Annotated in this window: 20 protein-coding genes and 4 tRNA genes; 13 read left to right on the top strand and 11 right to left on the bottom strand. The window is 68.2% G+C overall.

All coding sequences use genetic code 11. The annotated features are described in order from the left end of the window. Positions 1-71: 71 nt before the first annotated feature. Together PDM28_RS07455 and PDM28_RS07450 are read left to right on the top strand one after the other, a co-directional pair. Entirely contained in the window at positions 72-1,298 is a 1,227-nt protein-coding gene (locus PDM28_RS07455; RefSeq protein WP_311184323.1) for an ATP-binding protein, read from the top strand. Next, complete coding sequence (locus tag PDM28_RS07450; protein WP_311184322.1) at positions 1,295-1,846, top strand: response regulator transcription factor; 552 nt, start codon at positions 1,295-1,297, stop codon at positions 1,844-1,846. Before PDM28_RS07455 ends, PDM28_RS07450 begins: the two co-directional genes overlap by 4 nt. Before the next feature lie 157 nt (positions 1,847-2,003). Here the strand turns inward: PDM28_RS07450 and pgi are convergent, their stop codons facing one another. The 6 genes from pgi to pcnB all read right to left on the bottom strand — a co-directional run bounded on the left by pgi (position 2,004) and on the right by pcnB (position 7,545). Continuing rightward, complete coding sequence (gene pgi / locus PDM28_RS07445; RefSeq protein WP_311184321.1) at positions 2,004-3,518, bottom strand: glucose-6-phosphate isomerase; 1,515 nt, start codon at positions 3,516-3,518, stop codon at positions 2,004-2,006. Beyond that, positions 3,515-3,895: an aspartate 1-decarboxylase gene (gene panD, locus PDM28_RS07440; protein WP_068850963.1), complete on the bottom strand. Its 381-nt coding sequence runs from the start codon at positions 3,893-3,895 to the stop codon at positions 3,515-3,517. The genes pgi and panD overlap by 4 nt, the downstream gene beginning before the upstream one ends. A 101-nt stretch (positions 3,896-3,996) precedes the next feature. Further along, complete coding sequence (panC, locus tag PDM28_RS07435) at positions 3,997-4,839, bottom strand: pantoate--beta-alanine ligase (RefSeq protein ID WP_311184320.1); 843 nt, start codon at positions 4,837-4,839, stop codon at positions 3,997-3,999. Then, a complete protein-coding gene (gene panB, locus PDM28_RS07430; RefSeq protein WP_102945757.1) occupies positions 4,836-5,651 on the bottom strand; it encodes a 3-methyl-2-oxobutanoate hydroxymethyltransferase in 816 nt (271 codons plus the stop codon). The genes panC and panB overlap by 4 nt, the downstream gene beginning before the upstream one ends. 31 nt (positions 5,652-5,682) lie before the next feature. Beyond that, positions 5,683-6,171, bottom strand: a complete 489-nt coding sequence (folK, locus tag PDM28_RS07425; protein ID WP_311184319.1) for a 2-amino-4-hydroxy-6-hydroxymethyldihydropteridine diphosphokinase — start codon at positions 6,169-6,171, stop codon at positions 5,683-5,685. A gap of 3 nt (positions 6,172-6,174) precedes the next feature. Beyond that, a complete protein-coding gene (pcnB, locus tag PDM28_RS07420) occupies positions 6,175-7,545 on the bottom strand; it encodes a polynucleotide adenylyltransferase PcnB (protein ID WP_311184318.1) in 1,371 nt (456 codons plus the stop codon). Positions 7,546-7,595: 50 nt separating this feature from the next. On the opposite strand from pcnB, the gene PDM28_RS07415 reads away from it, so the two are divergent. Then, positions 7,596-7,670, top strand: a tRNA-Glu gene (locus PDM28_RS07415). A 67-nt stretch (positions 7,671-7,737) separates the two neighbouring features. Here the strand turns inward: PDM28_RS07415 and PDM28_RS07410 are convergent. After that, positions 7,738-9,159 (bottom strand): sugar porter family MFS transporter, encoded by a 1,422-nt coding sequence (locus PDM28_RS07410; RefSeq protein ID WP_311184317.1) that lies wholly within the window; start codon positions 9,157-9,159, stop codon positions 7,738-7,740. A 182-nt stretch (positions 9,160-9,341) separates the two neighbouring features. Between PDM28_RS07410 and fdxA the strand changes: the two genes are divergently transcribed. Beyond that, on the top strand, positions 9,342-9,665 hold the full coding sequence (gene fdxA, locus PDM28_RS07405; protein ID WP_311184316.1) for a ferredoxin FdxA: 324 nt from the start codon (positions 9,342-9,344) through the stop codon (positions 9,663-9,665). 628 nt (positions 9,666-10,293) lie between these two features. Here the strand turns inward: fdxA and PDM28_RS07400 are convergent. Both PDM28_RS07400 and dapA read right to left on the bottom strand, forming a co-directional pair. Next, positions 10,294-10,803 carry a hypothetical protein gene (locus PDM28_RS07400; protein WP_102945761.1) on the bottom strand — a complete coding sequence of 170 codons (510 nt, stop codon included), beginning with the start codon at positions 10,801-10,803 and terminating at the stop codon, positions 10,294-10,296. Positions 10,804-10,831: 28 nt separating this feature from the next. Further along, positions 10,832-11,725 carry a 4-hydroxy-tetrahydrodipicolinate synthase gene (gene dapA / locus PDM28_RS07395; protein WP_311184315.1) on the bottom strand — a complete coding sequence of 298 codons (894 nt, stop codon included), beginning with the start codon at positions 11,723-11,725 and terminating at the stop codon, positions 10,832-10,834. A gap of 164 nt (positions 11,726-11,889) precedes the next feature. Between dapA and PDM28_RS07390 the strand changes: the two genes are divergently transcribed. The 9 genes from PDM28_RS07390 to PDM28_RS07350 all read left to right on the top strand — a co-directional run bounded on the left by PDM28_RS07390 (position 11,890) and on the right by PDM28_RS07350 (position 17,021). Then, complete coding sequence (locus tag PDM28_RS07390) at positions 11,890-12,450, top strand: glycine cleavage system transcriptional repressor (protein ID WP_070208878.1); 561 nt, start codon at positions 11,890-11,892, stop codon at positions 12,448-12,450. Positions 12,451-12,531: 81 nt separating this feature from the next. Further along, the gene (locus tag PDM28_RS07385; RefSeq protein WP_311184314.1) at positions 12,532-13,011 is read left to right on the top strand and encodes a peroxiredoxin; all 480 of its coding nucleotides are present in this window, start codon (positions 12,532-12,534) and stop codon (positions 13,009-13,011) included. An 82-nt stretch (positions 13,012-13,093) separates the two neighbouring features. After that, positions 13,094-14,494, top strand: a complete 1,401-nt coding sequence (locus PDM28_RS07380; protein ID WP_102945904.1) for a PhoH family protein — start codon at positions 13,094-13,096, stop codon at positions 14,492-14,494. After that, the gene (locus PDM28_RS07375; protein ID WP_425507644.1) at positions 14,491-14,997 is read left to right on the top strand and encodes a hypothetical protein; all 507 of its coding nucleotides are present in this window, start codon (positions 14,491-14,493) and stop codon (positions 14,995-14,997) included. The genes PDM28_RS07380 and PDM28_RS07375 overlap by 4 nt, the downstream gene beginning before the upstream one ends. A gap of 28 nt (positions 14,998-15,025) precedes the next feature. After that, positions 15,026-15,835 carry a bifunctional hydroxymethylpyrimidine kinase/phosphomethylpyrimidine kinase gene (gene thiD, locus PDM28_RS07370; RefSeq protein ID WP_311184313.1) on the top strand — a complete coding sequence of 270 codons (810 nt, stop codon included), beginning with the start codon at positions 15,026-15,028 and terminating at the stop codon, positions 15,833-15,835. Beyond that, positions 15,832-16,671, top strand: a complete 840-nt coding sequence (locus PDM28_RS07365; protein ID WP_311184312.1) for an alpha/beta hydrolase family protein — start codon at positions 15,832-15,834, stop codon at positions 16,669-16,671. The genes thiD and PDM28_RS07365 overlap by 4 nt, the downstream gene beginning before the upstream one ends. Positions 16,672-16,732: 61 nt before the next feature. Next, positions 16,733-16,809, top strand: a tRNA-Arg gene (locus PDM28_RS07360). Positions 16,810-16,841: 32 nt separating this feature from the next. Beyond that, a tRNA-Arg gene (locus tag PDM28_RS07355) sits at positions 16,842-16,918 on the top strand. Positions 16,919-16,944: 26 nt separating this feature from the next. Then, positions 16,945-17,021: transfer RNA gene (locus PDM28_RS07350), tRNA-Arg, on the top strand. A gap of 72 nt (positions 17,022-17,093) precedes the next feature. Here PDM28_RS07350 and PDM28_RS07345 read toward each other — a convergent pair. Both PDM28_RS07345 and PDM28_RS07340 read right to left on the bottom strand, forming a co-directional pair. Next, positions 17,094-18,236 (bottom strand): alpha/beta hydrolase family protein, encoded by a 1,143-nt coding sequence (locus PDM28_RS07345; protein ID WP_311184311.1) that lies wholly within the window; start codon positions 18,234-18,236, stop codon positions 17,094-17,096. Positions 18,237-18,335: 99 nt separating this feature from the next. Next, positions 18,336-19,265 (bottom strand): LysR family transcriptional regulator, encoded by a 930-nt coding sequence (locus tag PDM28_RS07340; RefSeq protein WP_311184310.1) that lies wholly within the window; start codon positions 19,263-19,265, stop codon positions 18,336-18,338. Between the last annotated feature and the right edge of the window lies 1 nt (position 19,266).

The raw sequence follows: 19,266 nt of genomic DNA, 5'->3' as shown, positions 1-19,266 counted from the left end.
GCAATGCCGCGGGACGGGCGCGGCCGATTGTCGCAGGCACGCCGGCGCGCAAGCGCATACGATGGCAGCCGATGACCGGTACCGACGCCCCCTTCCTCCGCACCCTGTGCAGCCTGCGCTGGCTGGCCGTGGCCGGCCAGGCCGCGACCATCCTGGTGGCCAGCCGGGTGCTGGGGCTGGAACTGCCGCAACTGCCGCTGTGGTCGGGCGTGCTGGTGCTGATCCTGTTCAACCTGTACGCGCAGCTGCGGGTGCTGGACGACGACACCGCGCCGCTGACCGCGTTCTGCCACATCCTGGTGGACGTGGCGGTGCTGACCTGGATGGTGGGCTGGAGCGGCGGCGTGGCCAACCCGTTCGGGTCGCTGTTCCTGATCCTGATCGCGCTGGCGGCGCTGGCCCTGCCGGTGCGCTGGACGCTGGCGGTGGCGGCGGCCTGCCTGCTCGGCTATGCGGTCAGCGGGATCTTCGGCAAGCCGCTGCCGCACGGTTATTTCAGCGCGATGGACCTGCACCAGTGGGGCGTGGTCGCCAACTTCCTGCTCTCGGCTGCGGTCGTGCTGGCCTTCGCGACCCGGCTGGCGATGGCGCTGCGTCGCCGCGAACACGAAGTGGCGCTGCTGCGCGAGCGCTTCGCGCGCAACGAAGGCATCGTCGCGCTGGCTACGCATGCGGCCTCGGTCGCGCATGAGCTGAACACCCCGCTGGCGACGATGACCCTGCTTGCCGACGACATCGCCGACCAGACCGACAACCCCGAAGTACGCGACGACGTCGACACCCTGCGCGAGCTGCTGGTGCAGTGCCGGGAACGGGTGCTGGCGCTGGCGCGACCGGCGGCGGGACAATCCAGCGCGCGCGACCGGGTCACCCTGCCGCAGGTGCTGGAACAGTGGCGCCTGGTGCGCCCGACCATCACGCTCAACCGCAATGACGACGCGCCGCTGCAGCTGCCTCTGGACCCGGGCGTCGGGCACCTGCTGATGGTGCTGCTCAACAACGCCGCCGACGCCGGCGAACAGGCCGGGCGCCCGCAGGTGGACCTGAGCCTGCGCATCGAGGGCGCGGACCTGATCGGCGAAGTGCGCGATTACGGTCGCGGCTTCGACGCGCGCGACGCGGTGCTGCCCGGCACCCTGTTCAACAGCGGCAAGACCCAGGGCATGGGCGTGGGCCTGGCCCTGTCCCATGCCAGCATCGAGCGCCTGGACGGCGAGTTGTGGATGCGCCCGGCCCAAGGGGCCGGCACCCGCGTCGGCTTCCGCCTGCCCCTGGCTGCACCGGAGATCATTGAATGAACACCCATGGCCTGCTGGTCGACGACGACGAACTGTACCTGCGCACGCTGCAGCGCAGCCTGGCCCGCAAGGGCCTGGAAACCATGACCGCGAGTGACATCGCTTCGGCGCTGGTGCTGGCCCGGCAGCAGCCGCCGGCCTACGCGCTGATCGACCTCAAGCTCGGTTCGGAATCCGGGCTGGCATTGATCCAGCCGTTGCGGGCCCTGCGCGAAGACATGCGCATCCTGCTGGTGACCGGTTATGCCAGCATCGCCACCGCGGTGGAGGCGATCAAGCTGGGCGCGGACGACTACCTGCCCAAGCCGGCCACGGTGCCGATGATCCTGCGCGCACTGGGCGAGGAAGACGACGGCCCGGCCGACGACGGCGAGATGGAACCGCCGGACGCGATGACCCCGATCAGCCGCCTGCAGTGGGAACACATCCAGCAGGCGATGCATGAGACCGGCGGCAACGTCTCGGCGGCGGCGAGGTTGCTGGGCATGCACCGGCGCTCGTTGCAGCGGAAGCTGGCGAAACGACCGAGCCCCGAGCGTCCGGGATAACCCGGGCTCTGCTCGAACCTCGCATTGCCCGAATCCCGACGTAGTGCCGGCCGCTGGCCGGCTCTGCGCGGAGTTGGGTCATGCGAGGAGCCGGCCAGCGGCCGGCACTACGCGGTGTCGAACATCCAGGCGTTCAACCGCACGCGGTGTCGAGCGTTCAGGCCTTCAGGCGGCCCAGCAACTCCAGCGTCACCGGATCGGTGATCGCATGCGCCTCACCCTGCAGCGCCGGCAGCAGCTGGCTGGCCAGCTGCTTGCCCAGCTCCACGCCGAACTGGTCGAAGGCGTTGATGTTCCAGACCAGCGACTGCACGTACACCGCGTGTTCGTACATCGCGATCAATGCGCCCAGCGACTGCGGGGTCAGCGCATCCAGCAGGATCAGGGTGCTCGGCCGCCCGCCCGGATACTCGCGGTGGGGATCGTCACTGCCCTGGCCGTTGGCCAGCGCCTCGGTCTGCGCCAGCAGGTTGGCCATCAGCGCCTGGTGGTTGACCGTGTACGGGTCGTCGTTGTGCACGCAGCCGATGAAGTCGGCCGGAATCACGCTGGTGCCCTGGTGCAGCGCCTGGAAGAAGCTGTGCTGCACGTCGGTGCCCGCCCCGCCCCACCACACCGACACGGTGTCGCTGCCGACCGGGCTGCCGTCCAGCTGCACACGCTTGCCCAGGCTTTCCATCACCAGCTGCTGCAGGTAGGCCGGCAGCAGCGCCAGGCGCTGGTCGTAGGTCATTACTGCGTGGGTGGCATGGCCCAGCAGGTTGCGGTTCCAGATGTCGGTCAGCGCGTGCAGCACCGGCAGGTTCTGGTCCAGCGGCGCGTTGAGCGCATGCGCGTCCATCTCGGCCGCACCGGCCAGCAGCTGCTCGAACCGGTCGAAGCCGATCGCCAGCGCGATCGGGAAGCCGACCGCCGACCACAGCGAGTAACGCCCACCCACCCAGTCCCACATCGGCAGCACGCGGCCGGCGGCAATGGAGAAGGCCTTGGCGGCGCGTTCGGGGTTGGCGCTGACTGCGTACAGGCGGTCGCTGCCGCCCAGCCAGCCGTGCAGGATCTGCCCGTTGAGCAGGGTCTCCTGGGTACCGAAGGTCTTGGAAATCAGGATGCCGGCGGTGGTCGCCGGGTCCAGCGTGGCCAGGGTGCGCTGCATGGCAGCGCCGTCCACGTTGGAGACGAAATGCACGCGGAAGCGCGCACCGCTGACCGGTCGCAGCGCGTCGGCAACGAGACGCGGACCGAGGTCCGAACCGCCGATGCCCACGCTCACGATATCGGTGACGCCGGTCTTTTCCAGCGCGGCGATCAGCTCGCCCATCTGCGCGCGCACCTGCGCGGCCGTGGCGAACGCTTCGCTCGCGACCGGGGCGCCGGTGGCGTCGCCCCGCAGCGCGGTATGCAGCGCGGCGCGGCCTTCGGTCACGTTGACCTTTTCACCGCGGAACAGGCGCTGGAAACCGCCGGAGACATCGCGCTCGGCGGCCAGTTGCAGCAGCGCATCCAGCGCCGCGCGGTCGTACTTCTGCCGCGCGAAGTTGGCATACAACGGACCGACCCGCAGCCCCAGCGATTGTGCGCGGCCCGGTTCGGCGGCGATCAGTGCGGGGATGCTCGCGCCACGCAGGCGCTGGGCATGGGAATGAAGCGGGTCGAATCCGTTGTTCTGTGTCATGCGGCCTGGGTCGGAATGCTGTCGTTGGTGTGGGAGATCTGGTTGTTGCCGTCCACATATACCAACTTCGGCCGGAAGCTGTCAGCTTCTTCTTCGCTCATGCTCGCGAAGGCGGCGATGATGATGATGTCGCCGACCTGCACGTGGCGCGCGGCGCCACCATTGAGCGAGACCACGCCGCTGCCCGCTTCGGCACGGATGGCATAGGTCGAGAAGCGCGCACCGTTGGTGACGTCCCAGATATGCACCTGTTCGAACTCACGGATGCCGGTAGCCAGCAGCAGGTTGTCATCGATGGCGATGGAACCTTCGTAGTTCAGCTCCGAATGGGTCACGGTAGCGCGGTGGATCTTGGTCTTGAGCAGGGAGAGGTGCATGGCACGGGACGACGTAAAAGGAAAGGGAAATTCTAGCACCCACCGCCCCGCCGGCAGGGGCCGGGGCGCGGCCGCTGCCAACGATTCAGGCAGGTGACGGGTCAGAACTCGAGGTTGTCGATCAACCGGGTAGTGCCGATCCGGGCGGCGATCAGCGCCACGCGGTTGCCAACCTCGCTGTCGGCGGGCTCGGACAGGTCCGGCTTGCGCACCACGGCGTAGTCGACCTGGAAGCCGGCCGCCTGCAGGGCGGCCGCGGCTTCGGCCTCGATCAGGCTGCGCGGCTTGCCGGTGATGAAGCCTTCGCGCATGCCCAGCAGCACCTGGTGGATGGTGGTCGAGACCGGGCGCTGTTCGGCATTGAGGTACTGGTTGCGCGAGCTCATCGCCAGGCCGTCGGTTTCACGGACGATGTCGCCGCCGACGATCTGGATCGGGAAGGCCAGGTCTTCGACCATCTGGCGGATCACTGCCAGCTGCTGGTAATCCTTCTTGCCGAACGCGGCCACGTCGGGCTGGACCTGGTTGAACAGGCGCGAGACCACCGTGCAGACGCCGTCGAAGTGGCCCGGCCGGTGCGCGCCTTCGAGCAGGCTGGAGATGCCCGGCACGTTCACGCTGGCGGCCAGCTCGACCCCGAACGGGTACATCGACTCGACCGTAGGCAGCCACAGCACTTCACAGCCGGCCTGCTCCAGCCCGGTAGTGTCGGCTTCGGGGGTGCGCGGGTAGCGGGTGAAGTCTTCGTTGGGCCCGAACTGGGTCGGGTTGACGAATACGCTGGAGACCACGCGGTCGGCGTACTGCCGGGCCAGGGTGACCAGCGAATAGTGGCCGGCGTGCAGGTTGCCCATGGTGGGGACCAGCGCAACGCGCAGGCCCTCGCGCTTCCAGCCATTGACGACGGTGCGCAGGCGGGACAGGTCGGTGACGGTGTCGATCATGAGGCGTAGGCGTGTTCTGCGTCGGGGAAGGAGCCGTCGCGCACGGCGTCGGCGTAGGCACGGACCGCGCCGGCCACCGACCCGCCTTCGGCAAGGAAATCCTTGACGAACTTGGGACGGCGATGGCCGCTGTCCAGGCCGAGGAAATCGTGCAGCACCAGCACCTGGCCATCGCAGCCGGGGCCGGCGCCGATGCCGATGGTGGGCACGGCGATGTCGGCGGTGACCTGGGTGGCGATCGGGGTCGGCACGCACTCCAGCACCACCAGGGTGGCGCCCGCTTCGACTGCCGCCTTGGCGTCGTCACGCAGCTGCTGGGCGGCGTCGCCGCGGCCCTGCACCTTGTAGCCGCCCAGGCGCAGTACCGACTGCGGGGTCAGGCCCAGGTGCGAACACACCGGGATCTCGCGCTCGACCAGGTAACGGATGATGTCCAGCTTGAACCCGGCGCCTTCGATCTTGACCATCTCCGCACCGGCCTGGAGCAGGCGCAGCGAGGCGTCCAGCGCGCGTTCCGGCGTGGCATCGGCGCCGAACGGCAGGTCGGCCACCAGCAGCGCCCGCTGCAGCACGCGGGCCACCGCGCGGGTGTGGTAGACCATGTCGTCGGTGGTCACCGGCAGGGTCGAATCGTGCCCCTGCACCACCATGCCCAGCGAGTCGCCGATCAGGATCAGGTCGACGCCATTGGCGTCGAACGCGCGGGCGAAGCCGGCGTCGTAGGCGGTCAGCATCACCAGCTTCTGGCCGTTGCGCTTGGCCTCGGCCAGGGCGGGGACGGTCCAGGGCTTGCTGTCTGCGTGGGTACTCATTAGCTGATAACCGGTGGCGATAAGCCCCGCATTATCCTCCTATTGGCGCGATCCCGCAGGCCTCGATACGCATCGCAGCATCCCGCACGCGGCCGTGACCGGGAATGACCGCCTCCGGAGCGATCTCGGCCAACGGCAACAGCGCGAACCCGCGTTCGTGCAGGTAGGGGTGCGGCACCTTGAGCTGCGGCAGGTCGATCACCGCTTCGCCGTACAGCAGCAGGTCCAGGTCGAGGGTACGCGGCCCCCAGTGCACGGCCGTATCGCGGACCCGGCCGAACTCGCGTTCGATCACCAGCAGCGCGTCCAGCAGCGCCGTCGCCTCCAGCCCGGTCTCGAGCACGGCGGCGGCGTTGACGAAGGCGGGCTGGTCTTCATTGCCCCAGGCCGGGGTGCTGTAGAGCTGCGAGCGCGCCCGCAGCGTGGTCAGCGGCAGCGCGGCCATCGCCTCGAACGCGCCGCGCAGGGTCTGCGCGGCATCGCCGAGGTTGGCGCCCAGTCCAATACAGGCCAGGGTCACGGCTTACTCGCCTGCGGCCCCACCGGGACGACGGCGGCGGCGACGACGCTTGCGCGGTGCGCCGTTCTCGTCCAGTTCGGCTTCGGCATGCGCCGCGTCGAGGGTCGAGTCCAGTTCGGGCCCGGACTGCAGCTGCGCTTCGCGCCAGAACTCCACGTCGGCTGCGTGCTCGCTGGAGGCGACCTGGCGCAGGGCCAGGAAGTCGAACGCGGCACGGAAGCGCGGATGGGTCAGGGTGCGGATCACGCGCTTGCGCTGGCGCGAGCTGAAACGGCCCTGCAGCAGCCAGATTTCCTGCATCGGCAGCGAGAACCGGCGCGGCAGCGCGATGGTGGTCAGCTGGTGCAGGGTGACCCGGTCAGCAGCGCGACGCTGCGCTTCTTCGAGCGCCACGCCCTGCTTCTGCAGGGTCGCCAGGGCGCGGCAGAACGCCGGCCACAGCAGCAGCGCGAACAGGAACGAGGGCGACACCGGCTCGTCGTTGGCCACGCGCAGGTCGGTGTTGCGCAGGCCTTCGATCACCATGCGGCGCAGCGCGCCACTGCGGTTGCTGCGCAGCGCGGCGGCGCTTTCGGGGAACATCACGTCGAGCAGGCCGTACCGTTCCAGGCCTTCGAAGCTGGCCACGCCATGCCCGGACAGGAACAGCTTGAGCACTTCCTCGAACAGGCGCGCCGGCGCGGCTTCGCCGAGCAGGCTGGCCAGGCGCGGCAGCGGTTCGGCGGTGGCGTCTTCGATCTGGAAACCAAGCTTGGCCGCCAGGCGCACCGCGCGCAGCATGCGCACCGGGTCTTCGCGGTAGCGCTGTTCGGGGTCGCCGATCAGCTTCATCAGGCGCGCCTGCACGTCTTCGAAGCCGCCGGTGTAGTCGCGCACCGAGAAATCTTCGATGGCGTAGTACAGCGCGTTGCAGGTGAAGTCGCGGCGCACCGCGTCGTCTTCGATGCTGCCGTACACGTTGTCGCGCACCAGCATGCCGTTTTCCATCTCGCGGTCGCCGCTGCCGTCATCGCTGTTGGCGCGGAAGGTGGCCACTTCGATGATTTCGCGGCCGAACACCACGTGCGCCAGGCGGAAGCGGCGCCCGATCAGGCGGCAGTTGCGGAACAGCGCCTTGACCTGCTCCGGCGTGGCGTCGGTGGCCACGTCGAAATCCTTGGGGCTGCCGCCGACCAGCAGGTCGCGCACGGCGCCGCCCACCAGGTAGGCGCCGAAGCCCGAGTCGCGCAGCCGGTAAAGCACGCGCAGGGCGTTCGGGCTGATGTCCTTGCGGGAGATGTTGTGCTGGTCGCGGGGGATCACGCGCAGACTGAACGGTGATGTAGCGGAGGAATTGATGTTGGCGCTTCCGGTTGAAGTTTCGGGATTGCCCAATGGCATCGTGGTCCATATACTAGCGCGCTGCGCAGTTCGCGACAAAGCATGCTCCCTTCGTCTAGAGGTTAGGACGTGGCCCTCTCAAGGCTAAAACAGGGGTTCGAGTCCCCTAGGGAGCACCATCTGCCGCGCTGACCTACGAAAAACCCCGCCTCGGCGGGGTTTTTGCGTTGCGGGCGGCCGGTTCCCCTACCCGACCATCTGCTCGAGTTCCTTGCCCTTGGTCTCGCGCACGTAGCGCAGCACAAAGAAGATCGAGGCCACCGCCGCCACGGTGTAGATGCCGTAGGCACCGGCCAGGCCGATGCTGGCCAGCAGGACCGGGAAGGTCACGGTAATGGCGAAATTGGCGCTCCACTGCGCGGCGCCGGCCACGGCCAGGCCCGAGCCGCGGATCTGGTTGGGGAACATCTCGCCCAGCATGACCCACATCACCGGGCCCCAGGACATGTTGAAGAACACCACGTAGACGTTGGCGGCGACCAGCGCCAGGCGCCCCATGCCATCGGACAGCTGCAGGCGGCCATCAGCGAGGTGGCCGCTGGAGAACGCCACCACCATCAGCGCCAGCGAGACGGCCATGCCGACCGAGCCGACCCAGAGCAGCGGCTTGCGGCCGATGCGGTCGATCAGGACGACGGTCAGCAGGCAGGCGCCGATGCTGAGCGCGCCAGACAGGACGTTGATCAGCAGCGCGTCGTTTTCGGAGAAGCCGACCGCCTGCCACAGCACGGCGCCGTAATAGAACACGACGTTGATGCCGACCAGCTGCTGGAACACGGCCAGGCCGATGCCGACCCAGACGATGGTGCGCAGCTTGCCGGTGCTCTTGTCGACCAGGTCGGACAGGCGCGGGCGATGCTGGTCCTGGGCGAGCGAGCCTTCGATCTCGGCGATCTTGGCCTGGGCCTCGTCGGCACCGTACAGGCGGGTCATCACGGCGAGCGCTTCGGCGCGACGCTTCTTGACCACCAGGTAGCGCGGACTTTCCGGGATCGCCAGCAGCAGGACGAGGAACAGTGCGGAGGGAATGGCCTGCATCCAGAACATCCAGCGCCAGGCTTCCTGGCCCAGCCACAGCACTTCGGTGGAGGCGCCGGCGGCGCGGGCGAGCAGGAAGTTGCTGAGGAACGCGCAGAACAGGCCGCTGATGATGGCGATCTGCTGCACTGTGGCCAGCCGGCCGCGATAACGCGCGGAGGCGACTTCGGCGATGTAGGCGGGGGACATGACGCTGGCGGCGCCGACGGCGATGCCGCCGACGACACGGGCGATCACGAAGGCGAGCGAGGTGTGGGCGGACCCGGCCCCCAGCGCGGACAGCAGGAACATCACGGCGGCGATGATCAGCACGCCGCGCCGGCCGATCCGGTCGCCGAGGCGGCCGGCGAAGAAGGCACCCACGGCGCAGCCGAGCAGCATGGAGGCGACTTCGAAGCCGATCCCGGCCTCGCTGGACTGGAAGGTCTGCTTGAGGCCGTCGACGGTGCCGTTGATGACGCCGCTGTCGAAGCCGAACAGGAAGCCGCCGATCGTGGCGACGCAGCTGATCAGGACGATGAAGGCGGTGTTTTCGCCGCGGACGGCGGTGGCGCTGAGTGTTGTGGACATGTAGGACCCTGGCAGGAAGGGAACAGCGACGAGTCAACGCAACAGGCGGTCCCGGCTCCCCAGCCTGTCTACCGCTAGCCAACGCATTCAACCCCAGCGGCGGCCCCCAGCGCATCGTGCACTGCGTCAAAGCCGCAACTGTTCTAGAATTGTCCGGCTCAACGCGGAATCCAGATCCAGCCATGCCCTTTGTCGTCACCGAAAACTGCATCAAGTGCAAACACACCGATTGCGTGGAAGTGTGCCCCGTGGACTGCTTCCACGAAGGCCCGAACTTCCTGGTGATCGACCCGGACGAGTGCATCGACTGCACCCTGTGCGAACCGGAGTGCCCGGTCAACGCGATTTTCCCGGAAGACGACGTACCGGCCGGGCAGGAAAACTTCGTCGCGCTCAACGCCGAGCTGGCCAAGGCCTGGCCGGTGCTGACCGTACGCAAGGACCCGCCCGAGGATGCCGCCGAATGGGATGGCAAGCCGGACAAGCTCCAGTATCTGGAGCGGTGAAGCTGAAAAGGCGCCTTCGGGCGCCTTTTTTTGTGCTCGGTTGCGATCGATGACCTGGCGCCGGGCCTTGCCCGGCTTCGTGCATTTGGGCGAACAGCCGTTGGCTGCGGGGTTCCCTCGTTGGGGCCGGCGGGGGTGGGGGTACGGGACACGCCTTAAATCTCCCGTTAGGCTCGGGCGGCACATCCATGTGCCTTCACGGTCCCGTACCCCCACCCCCGCCGACCCATCGACAGGATGCTGGCAGCCACGGGAAACGCCGATGTCGGCCGTTGGCCGACATTGATTCGTTCAATTTTGGGGGTCAGTTCACATGCGTGTCCCCCGTAGACCAGCAGCCCCCGCTTCCGTGTAGACCATCGGTCGACACACCGGCTTTTCCCCTGGCCTGCGACCTGTCGGAGGGTCGGCGGGGGTGGGTTTGAGGGGGCACGAGCCGCATGGATGCGGCGATGAGCCTACATCGATGTACTTAGCATCCACAAACCCGCACCCGACGGCCCTGACCAGGGAAACCCCGCACCCAACGGCTGTTCGCCGAAACGCATGAAGCCGGGCAAAGCCCGGCTCCAGGTGATTGCATGCAATCAGAGAAACGCGCCAGGCAATGAACCCGGCGCGGCAAGCATTACTGCGCCAGCTTGGCCTTCAGTTCGCCCAGCAGCTTGGTCGGAGCGGCGCCGGTGGCCGGCAGGCCGCGCGGGTCGACGGCCGAGATGTAGGCGCCGGCTTCGACGGCGACCACGCGGACCAGGAAGTCGCTGCCCTCGAAGTTCACGTCGTAGGAACCGAGCAGCTGGGCCTTGCTGGCGATCTTCACGCCTTCAACGGACTCCAGCGCGGTGCCGACCTTGCCGAACACCTCTTCCTTCGTGCCCGGAATGGTGAAACCGGCGGTGTTGGCGGCTGCCTGGGTCGGGGCCGGCTTGGCCGCCTGCGAGGCCAGCACCGGCACCTGCGCGGCCGGGTTGTTGCCCGGCGCGTTCAGGTCCGGCGGGACTTCCAGCGGACGCACTTCCGGGGCCATGGCGTAGTCGCCGCGGGCGCCGCGCTTGAAGCAGCCGGTGGTGCCGACCAGGGTAGCGGTGGCCACGATCGCGAACGACAGCACGCGGAGGACGGAAACGGATTGACGCATGTGGATCTCCTGGGTCAGGCCACTGTGTTCAGTGGCTGGAAAGGGCTTCGAGCGCACCGATGTCGGTGGCCAGGTGTTCGGCGGCAGCGTGGTGCGCGGCCGAGAGTGGCAGCAGCGGCAGGCGCAGGCCCTGGCCGATGCCGATGCGGCGCAGCAGGTCCTTCACCGGAATCGGGTTGGACTCCACCCCGCAGAATTCATGGAACGGCTCAAGGCGTGCATCCCACGCCTCGGTGGCCTCGCGCTCCCCGGCCGCAGCCAGGTCGCACATCCGGCGGTAGGCGCCCGGCAGCGCATTCGAGCCGACCGAGATCAGCCCGTCCACGCCCGACAGGATCGAGCGCGCCGCCGTGCCGTCGTCGCCACTGAGGATCGCGAAGTCCGGCGAACGCAGCGCCAGCAGGGCCTGGACCCGGCCGATGTCGCCCACCGCTTCCTTGATCCCCACGATGTTCGGGTGCGCCGCCAGCTCGGCCACCGTCTCCGGCAGCATGTCGCAGCCGGTACGGCCCGGCACGTTGTACAGGATCACCGGCAGGCCACCCTGGTCGGCCACCGCACGGTAATGCGCGACCAGGCCGGCCTGGGTCGGGCGCACGTACGGCGGCGTCACCACCAGCGCATGGGTGGCGCCGCTGGCCGCCGCACGGCGGGTCTGCGCGATCGTTTTGGCCGTTCCCGACAGGCCGGTACCGGCCAGCACCGGAATGCGCCCGGCGACCGTTTTGACCGCGCTGCGCAGCAGCTGGTCGTACTCGTCGTCGGACAGGGTCGAGGCTTCACCGGTCGAACCGGCGACCACCACCCCGTGAACGCCACCCTCCAGTTGCAGGTGCAGCAGGCGCTGCCAACCGTCGGGATCCAATGCGCCATTGGCCTGGAAAGGCGTGGCCAGCGCGGTGATGAGACCGGAAAGGGACAAGGAAACGATGCTCGGAAGTAAGGGGGCCAAAGGCGGCGGAAAAGCGCGGCCGAAGGTACGTTGCATGTTACTTGCGGGTCGAAAGCGCGGGCAAGTATGCTGGACTCCGGCGAACGTGCGCCCCTCGGCGCCGTTCAGACTCACCCCGCATTACCGGAACCCCCTTGACCGACACCACGCCGCGGCCTGCGCCGACCGAAAACCACCTCCTGATCAACGCCTACACGACGCATCCGGAGTCTCCCCTGCTGCCCGTTACCCGGCGCATCGCCGACAGCGGCTGCAACCTGGTCGACGCCCGCCTGTCCACCGTGGGCCGCGACGTCTCGGTCACCGCCCTGGCGACCGGCTCCTGGGACGCCGTGGCCAAGCTGGAAGCCATGCTGACCCGGCTCGAGCGCGAGGAAGGCCTGAAGCTGGTGTGGTACCGCACCGGCGCCAAGCAGGCGCAGTCCAACCTGCTGCCCTACATCGTCGAAGTGATCGCCGCCGACAAGCCCGGCATCCTGTTCCAGCTGGCCGACTTCTTCGACCGCCAGGGCATCACCATCGAAAACCTGCAGAGCACCCGCTACCGCGCCATGCAGACCGGCGCGGAGATGTTCTCGGCGCAGGTCACCATCGGCGTGCCGGCCAACATGCACATCGCCGCCCTGCGCGACGATTTCCTCGAGTTCTGCGACCACCTGAACCTGGACGCGATCATGGACCCGATGAAGTTCTGACGGTTTCGCGCGCCCGTCACCCGGGCGCGGTGTTTCATGCAGTTGTAAAACGCGTCACTCAGGCTCCGCAGCAAGGACCTCATGAACAACGGCGATACCCTGGACAGCACCACCCTTTCGCTTCCGCTGGCGTTGTCCGGCGGCGACAGCACCACCCTCGGCGCGCTGGCCGGCCAGTGGCTGGTGCTGTACTTCTACCCCAAGGACAGCACCCCCGGGTGCACCACCGAGGGCATCGACTTCAACGCCCTGCTGCCGCAGTTCAAGCGCGCCGGCGCCCGCGTGCTGGGCGTCTCGCGCGACTCGGTGAAGTCGCACGACAACTTCTGCGCCAAGCAGGGGTTCGCCTTCCCGCTCATCAGCGACGCCGACGAAGCGCTGTGCACCGCCTTCGACGTCATCAAGCTGAAGAACATGTACGGCAAGCAGGTGCGCGGCATCGAACGCAGCACCTTCCTCATTTCTCCCGACAGTCGTATCGTGCAGTCGTGGCGCAAGGTGAAAGTCGCCGGCCACGCCGAATCCGTCCTTGAAGCCCTGAAGGCCGCGAAAACCCAGTGACCAACCCGGCACCCCACAATGGCCATCGCCCTGCCCCGCAGGCCGCGGTGGCTTGTCCCTGTTCTGCCACCAGGAAATGACGATGACCCGAGGCAAGCGCATCTACGTACTGGATACCAACGTGCTGATGCACGATCCAACCGCGCTGTTCAAGTTCGAGGAGCATGATGTCTACCTGCCGATGCAGGTGATCGAAGAGCTGGACAACGGCAAGAAGGGCACTTCCGAAGCGAGCCGCAACGCCCGCCAGGTGAGCCGCTTCCTCAACGAGCTGGTGCAGGCCTCGGGCCTCGACAACCTGGCCGACGGCATTCCACTGCAGCGTCCCAACGGGCTGCAGCTGCGCGGCAAGCAGAGCGTGGGCCTGCTCCGCTTCCAGACCAGCCACTTCGACGCCGGCAAGAGCTTCGGCGCGGTGATTCCGGACAACGCCATCCTCGGCGCGATCCTCGCGCTGAAGGAACAGACCCCGGACATTCCGGTGGTGTTCGTCTCCAAGGACATCAACCTGCGGATCAAGGCGGCGATCGCCGGGATCGTGTCCGAAGACTACGAGAACGACCGCGCGCTGGACGATTTCAGCCTGCTCTACACCGGCGCCACCGAGCTGCCGGAAGACTTCTGGAAGAAGCACACCGACGACCTGCGCAGCTGGAGCGACAAGGGCCGCACCAGCTACGAGATCCACGCCAGCGACGACGAGGACTGGCATCCGAACCAGTACGCCTACCTGCCCGGCGACGATGAAGTCGAACTGCGCGTGGCCAAGGTCGACGCCAGCGGCAAGGTGATCCTGTCGCTGGTCAACGACTACCGCCACGGCAGCCACGCGGTATGGGGCATCAGCGCGCGCAACCGCGAGCAGAACTTCGCGCTCAACGCGCTGATGGACCCGGAGATCGACTTCGTCACTCTGCTCGGCACCGCCGGTACCGGCAAGACCCTGCTGGCGCTGGCCGCCGGCCTGGCCCAGACCATGGACCAGCAGCGCTACCGCGAGATCATCATGACCCGCGCCACGGTCAGCGTCGGCGAAGACATCGGCTTCCTGCCCGGCACCGAAGAAGAAAAGATGACGCCGTGGATGGGCGCGCTGACCGACAACCTGGAAGTGCTCACCCACACCCAGGAAGGCGGTGCATGGGGTCGCGCGGCCACCAACGACCTGATCGCCAGCCGGATCAAGATCCGCTCGCTGAACTTCATGCGCGGCCGCACCTTCCTGTCGCGCTACCTGATCCTGGACGAGGCGCAGAACCTCACCCCGAAGCAGATGAAGACGCTGATCACCCGTGCCGGTCCCGGCACCAAGATCGTCTGCCTGGGCAACGTCGAGCAGATCGACACTCCGTACCTGACTGAAACCACCTCGGGCCTGACCTACGCGGTGGACCGCTTCAAGAACTGGCCGCACAGCGCGCACATCACGCTGCGCCGGGGCGAGCGTTCGCGCCTGGCCGACTACGCTTCGGAGGTGTTGTGAACCGTTCCCTGTCCCGAGCAGTCGTGCCGCTGGCGCTCGCCGCGCTGGCGGCGGCGTGCACGCCTGCCAATACGCGCCCCGGCGCGACCGTGCCGACCGCGGTCAAGACCGGCCAGTCCTGGGTGGTGACCCGCCCGGTGATCGTTGCGCAGGTGCTCGACACCTGCTCGCGTCCCAGCCCGGGCCAGACCCCGGGCCGGGTCACCGGCTACTGGGCGCCGAGCCGGCAGCAGGTCGAGCAGCTGGAAGCCCAGCTGCCGACACTGGCCGCGCAGATTCCCGGGGTCACCGATTTCAACCGGCAGTACGTCGGTATTGAAATGGAAGGACGCAGGGTGATCTACCTCAACGCCTTCCGCCTGCCCGACCACAGCGATGTGGATCCCGCGCGCGAGGCGATCCGCGTCTGCGATGGCGGGCGGATGTTCTGGGGCGCGGTGTTCGATCCGGCCACGAACGCATTTTCGGAAATCCAGTTCAACGGTCCGCCCACGGACCGTTGATCGCGGAACCGCGTGGCACAATCGGGCCATGAGCCCTTCCACTCCCGTTTCCGCCCTCACCATCGCCGGCTCCGATTCCGGCGGTGGTGCCGGGATCCAGGCCGACCTGAAGGCCTTCGCCGCGCATCGCGTGCATGGCCTGTCGGCGATTGCCGCACTCACTGCACAGAACACCCGCGGGGTCACTGCAGTGCACGTGCCGCCGCTGGACTTCCTGCAGGCGCAGATCGACGCATGCTTTGCCGACTTCGACATCCATGCGGTCAAGCTGGGCATGTTGGCCAATGCAGAGGTGATCGAGCTGGTCGCTGATGCCCTGCAGCGCCATCGCCCCACCCACGTGATCGTGGATCCGGTGATGGTCGCCACCAGCGGCGCGAAGCTGCTCGAGGACAGCGCGCTGCAGGCGCTGCGCACGCGGCTGTTGCCGCTGGCCACGCTGCTGACCCCGAACATCCCCGAAGCCGAGCTGCTGCTGGGCCACCCGATTGAAACCGCCGACGAGGCCGAGGATGCCGCTGCGGCGCTGCTCGACCTTGGCGCGGGTGCGGTGCTGCTCAAGGGCGGCCACCTGGCCGAGGGCGCGCGCGTGATCGACCGCTACTTCGACGGCGTCACCCGCGAGGAGTTCATCCACGCACGCCTGCCGGTGGACGCGCACGGCACCGGCTGCACGCTGGCCTCGGCCATTGCGGCCCAGCTGTGCTGTGGGCTCTCGCTGCCCAACGCCTGCGAAGCCGGGATCGACTACGTCGCGCGCGCACTGCAGGGCGGCTACACACCCGGCCGCAGCGCGGTGCTGGTGCTCGACCACTTCGGCGCGGGCCGGCCGGCATGACCCGTTCCGTGCGGGTTCCGGTCGCGACCACCGACGGCCACCACTTCGAGCTGATCGCGCGGATCCCGGCGCAGCCGCGCGCGCAGCTGCTGTGGCTGCCGGCACTGGGCGTGTCGGCGCGCAACTACGAGCCGTTTGCCGATGCGCTGGCAGCACGCGGCATCGCCGTGTTCCTGCACGAATGGCGTGGCAACGGCAGCAGCAGCCTGCGCCCCTCGCGCGAGCGCGACTGGGGCTACCGCGAGATCCTCGAACAGGACCTGCCGGCCAGCCTGGCGGCGATCCGGCTGCACGGCAACGCGCCGCTGATCATCGGCGGGCACAGCCTGGGCGGCCAGCTGGCCTGCGTGTTCGCCGGGCAGCACCCGGATCTGTTCGCCCGGTTCTGGCTGGTCGCGACCGGCACGCCGTACTGGCGCACCTTCCCCGCCCCGCGCGGCTGGCTGCTGCCGCTGGTGTACCGCTTCCTGCCGTGGCTGGCGCAGCGCCAAGGCGTGCTGCACGGGCGCCGGCTGGGCTTTGGCGGCACCGAGGCGCGTGGGCTGATCGCCGACTGGGCGCGCGTCGGGCGGTGCAACCACTACGCGGGCGTGGGCATCAGCGCCGACCTGGAAGCCGGCATGCGCCGCCTGCACGGCCAGGCCAGCGCGGTGGTGCTGGCAGACGACTGGTTCGCCCCTGCCAGCTCCATGCAGGGCCTGCTGGCCAAGCTGCCGCAGGTCGCCGCGACACTGTCGGTACTGCCCGCCGATACGCTTGGCACGCGGGCCGATCACTTCGCATGGATGAAGTCGCCGGATGCCGTGGTGAAGGCGCTTTTTCATTCATTTGAATGAAGTCCTTCACAAAAACGTTGACGGATGCGGCGTCGATCCGCATAATTCCGCTCCTGTTGACGCGCCCGTAGCTCAGTTGGATAGAGTACCTGGCTACGAACCAGGCGGTCGGGAGTTCGAATCTCTCCGGGCGCACCATCAACAGGGTTGTAGAAAAACGTGATGTAAATGCGCCCGTAGCTCAGTTGGATAGAGTACCTGGCTACGAACCAGGCGGTCGGGAGTTCGAATCTCTCCGGGCGCACCATTACATCGCGACACATCAATGCAAATGCGCCCGTAGCTCAGTTGGATAGAGTACCTGGCTACGAACCAGGCGGTCGGGAGTTCGAATCTCTCCGGGCGCACCATTGCAGCGATGAGAAAAAAGGCAGCCATGGGCTGCCTTTTTTGTTGGGTCCGCAGCCACGCAGGGCGTGGCTCTACCCTGCGCGCTTGGACATTGCATCTGCCATTGCCAGCCTGTCCGCTTCTGCCGGCAGTCCCGGTGCCGGGCATTTGCCGCCCGCGTGATCGTCGTGCGCCAGCCAGTCGTCCACCACCCCGCCCAGCAGGTCCAGCCGCAGCGGCAGCGTGATGTGGTCTTCGCCACGCAGTTCGATGTACTGCACGCGATCGCTGGCCGCCGCGATCAAACGGCCCTGCCCGACCGGTACATGCGCGTCGTCCTGGCCGTGCAGCAGCAGCACGCACGCGCGTGAGTCCGCCACCGCGCGGGTGACATCCACGCGGTCCAGGTCCAGGTCCAGGCGCTGGCTGGCCGCCGCGATCACCTTGTCGATGTCCTGCCCGCCATACAGCCAGCGCCCATAGGCGGCCATGGCCTGCGCCTTCCATGCGGTGGGCTGCAGCGACATCAGGTGCGGGATCATGCTGCGGATCGCATCGCCGGCATTGGCGAACGACTCCATCGCGACCACGCCGGTGACCCGGTCGCCGAGCTTGTCGGCGGTGAACAGCGCGGTGGCCGCGCCGTAGGAGACGCCGAACAGGTACAGCGGGCCGACCACTTCACCGCGCGCCTGCAGCGCGTCGATCACGTCAATCACATCGTCTGACTCGAACGTACCGTAGCCGGACGGGCCGGCGCCGGAGTGGCCGTGGTTGCGCAGGTCGATGGTGACCACCCGGTAGCCGGACTGGGCCAGCTGCAATGACCACGGCAGCATCGAATCGCCGTTCATCATCCAGCCGTGCAGCAGCACCACGGTGCCGCGCGGCGCCTGCGGCTGGAACGGCGTGGGCAGCGCCAGCTGCAGGCCCGTATCCAGCGGTTCGCCGTTGTCGTGATGCTGCGCCAGGTAGTGGTACTGCAGGCCGTAGCGGCCCGGGTCGAACGCGCGCCAGAACAGCGGCACGCCGGCGCGGCCGGTCACGAAACCATGACGGTTGGGCACCGCGTCCACCGCCTCGGCGATGCGGGCGGTATCCAGCAGCGTGGAGACCCCGCCCGGCGCAACCAGCCGGTCACTGAGCGAGGTGGAGGCAGACGAAGTTGAAAGGGACGAGCAGGCCGCCAGCCAGAGGCCGGCGCCCGCCAGCAACAGCATCAGGAGGCGTTTCATGGGAATCAGGTGCACGACGTGGAGCCCGGCAGGTTACCGAGGCGCCCGCGGCCCCTCTACCGCAACCAGATGACCGTACCGTGACACACCGGCAATCGTTCAGGATGCCAACCAGCCCTGCATCTGCCCCCACCACGCCTCCATATGCCCGGGCTGCTGCAGGCGCTCGCGCCACCAGCGCAGGGCGGCGCCCTCCTCGCCGGTGCGCCAGGCCAGCCAGAAGGTCTCGTCCGGCTTGGGCTCCTCGACCTGCCGCACCACCAGCCGGCCCTGTGCCACCGCCGCCTGCACGTAGGGCTCGGGCAGGAAACCGAAGCCCAGGCCGGCGCACTGCAGCCGGTACTTGCTGAGCATGTCCGGCACGGTCACGGTATCCTGGCCCATCAGCAGGCCCACCGTGCGTGGCAGCAGCCGCCGCGCCGAGTCGGCCACCGCGATCGCGCAGTGGGCGGCCAGCTGCTCCCGGCCCAGCGGCTCGGTCACCGCCGCCAACGGGTGCCCCGGCGCCACCGCGAACACGAAGCGGACCACGCCCAGCGGCTCCACCACGTAGCCGCCGCCACTGGGGCCCTCGCCCGCCGCGCCCACCAGCAGGTCGGCACGCCGGTCCAGCAGCGCCTCCCAGGTGCCCGACAGCGCCTCGCTGATCATCCGCACCCGGGTCTGCTCGGCCACCGCGCTGAAGTCGGCGATGTCCCCGGCCAGCAGGGCCGGCTGGAACATCGAGTCGATGGCCAGGGTCAGCTCGGCCTCCCAGCCGGAGGCGACCCGGCGCACCCGCATCTCCAGCTCGCGGGCCGCACGCAGCAGGTGCCGCCCCTCCTCGAGCAGGGCCACGCCGGCGTCGGTCAGCTCCGCGCGCGGGCCGATCCGGTCGAACAGCTGCACCCCCAGGTCCTGCTCCAGCTTGGAGACGGTGTAGGAGATGGTCGAGGGCACCTTGTGCAGTTCCTTGCCGGCCGAGGCGAACGAGCCGCGGCGGTCGATGGCATCCAGGATCTGCAGCGCGTCGAGGCTGAGCTTGAGCATT

It is taken from the genome of Stenotrophomonas aracearum, assembly GCF_031834615.1.
Classification (GTDB): domain Bacteria; phylum Pseudomonadota; class Gammaproteobacteria; order Xanthomonadales; family Xanthomonadaceae; genus Stenotrophomonas; species Stenotrophomonas aracearum.
This window is presented reverse-complemented; position numbering and strand designations above follow the sequence as displayed.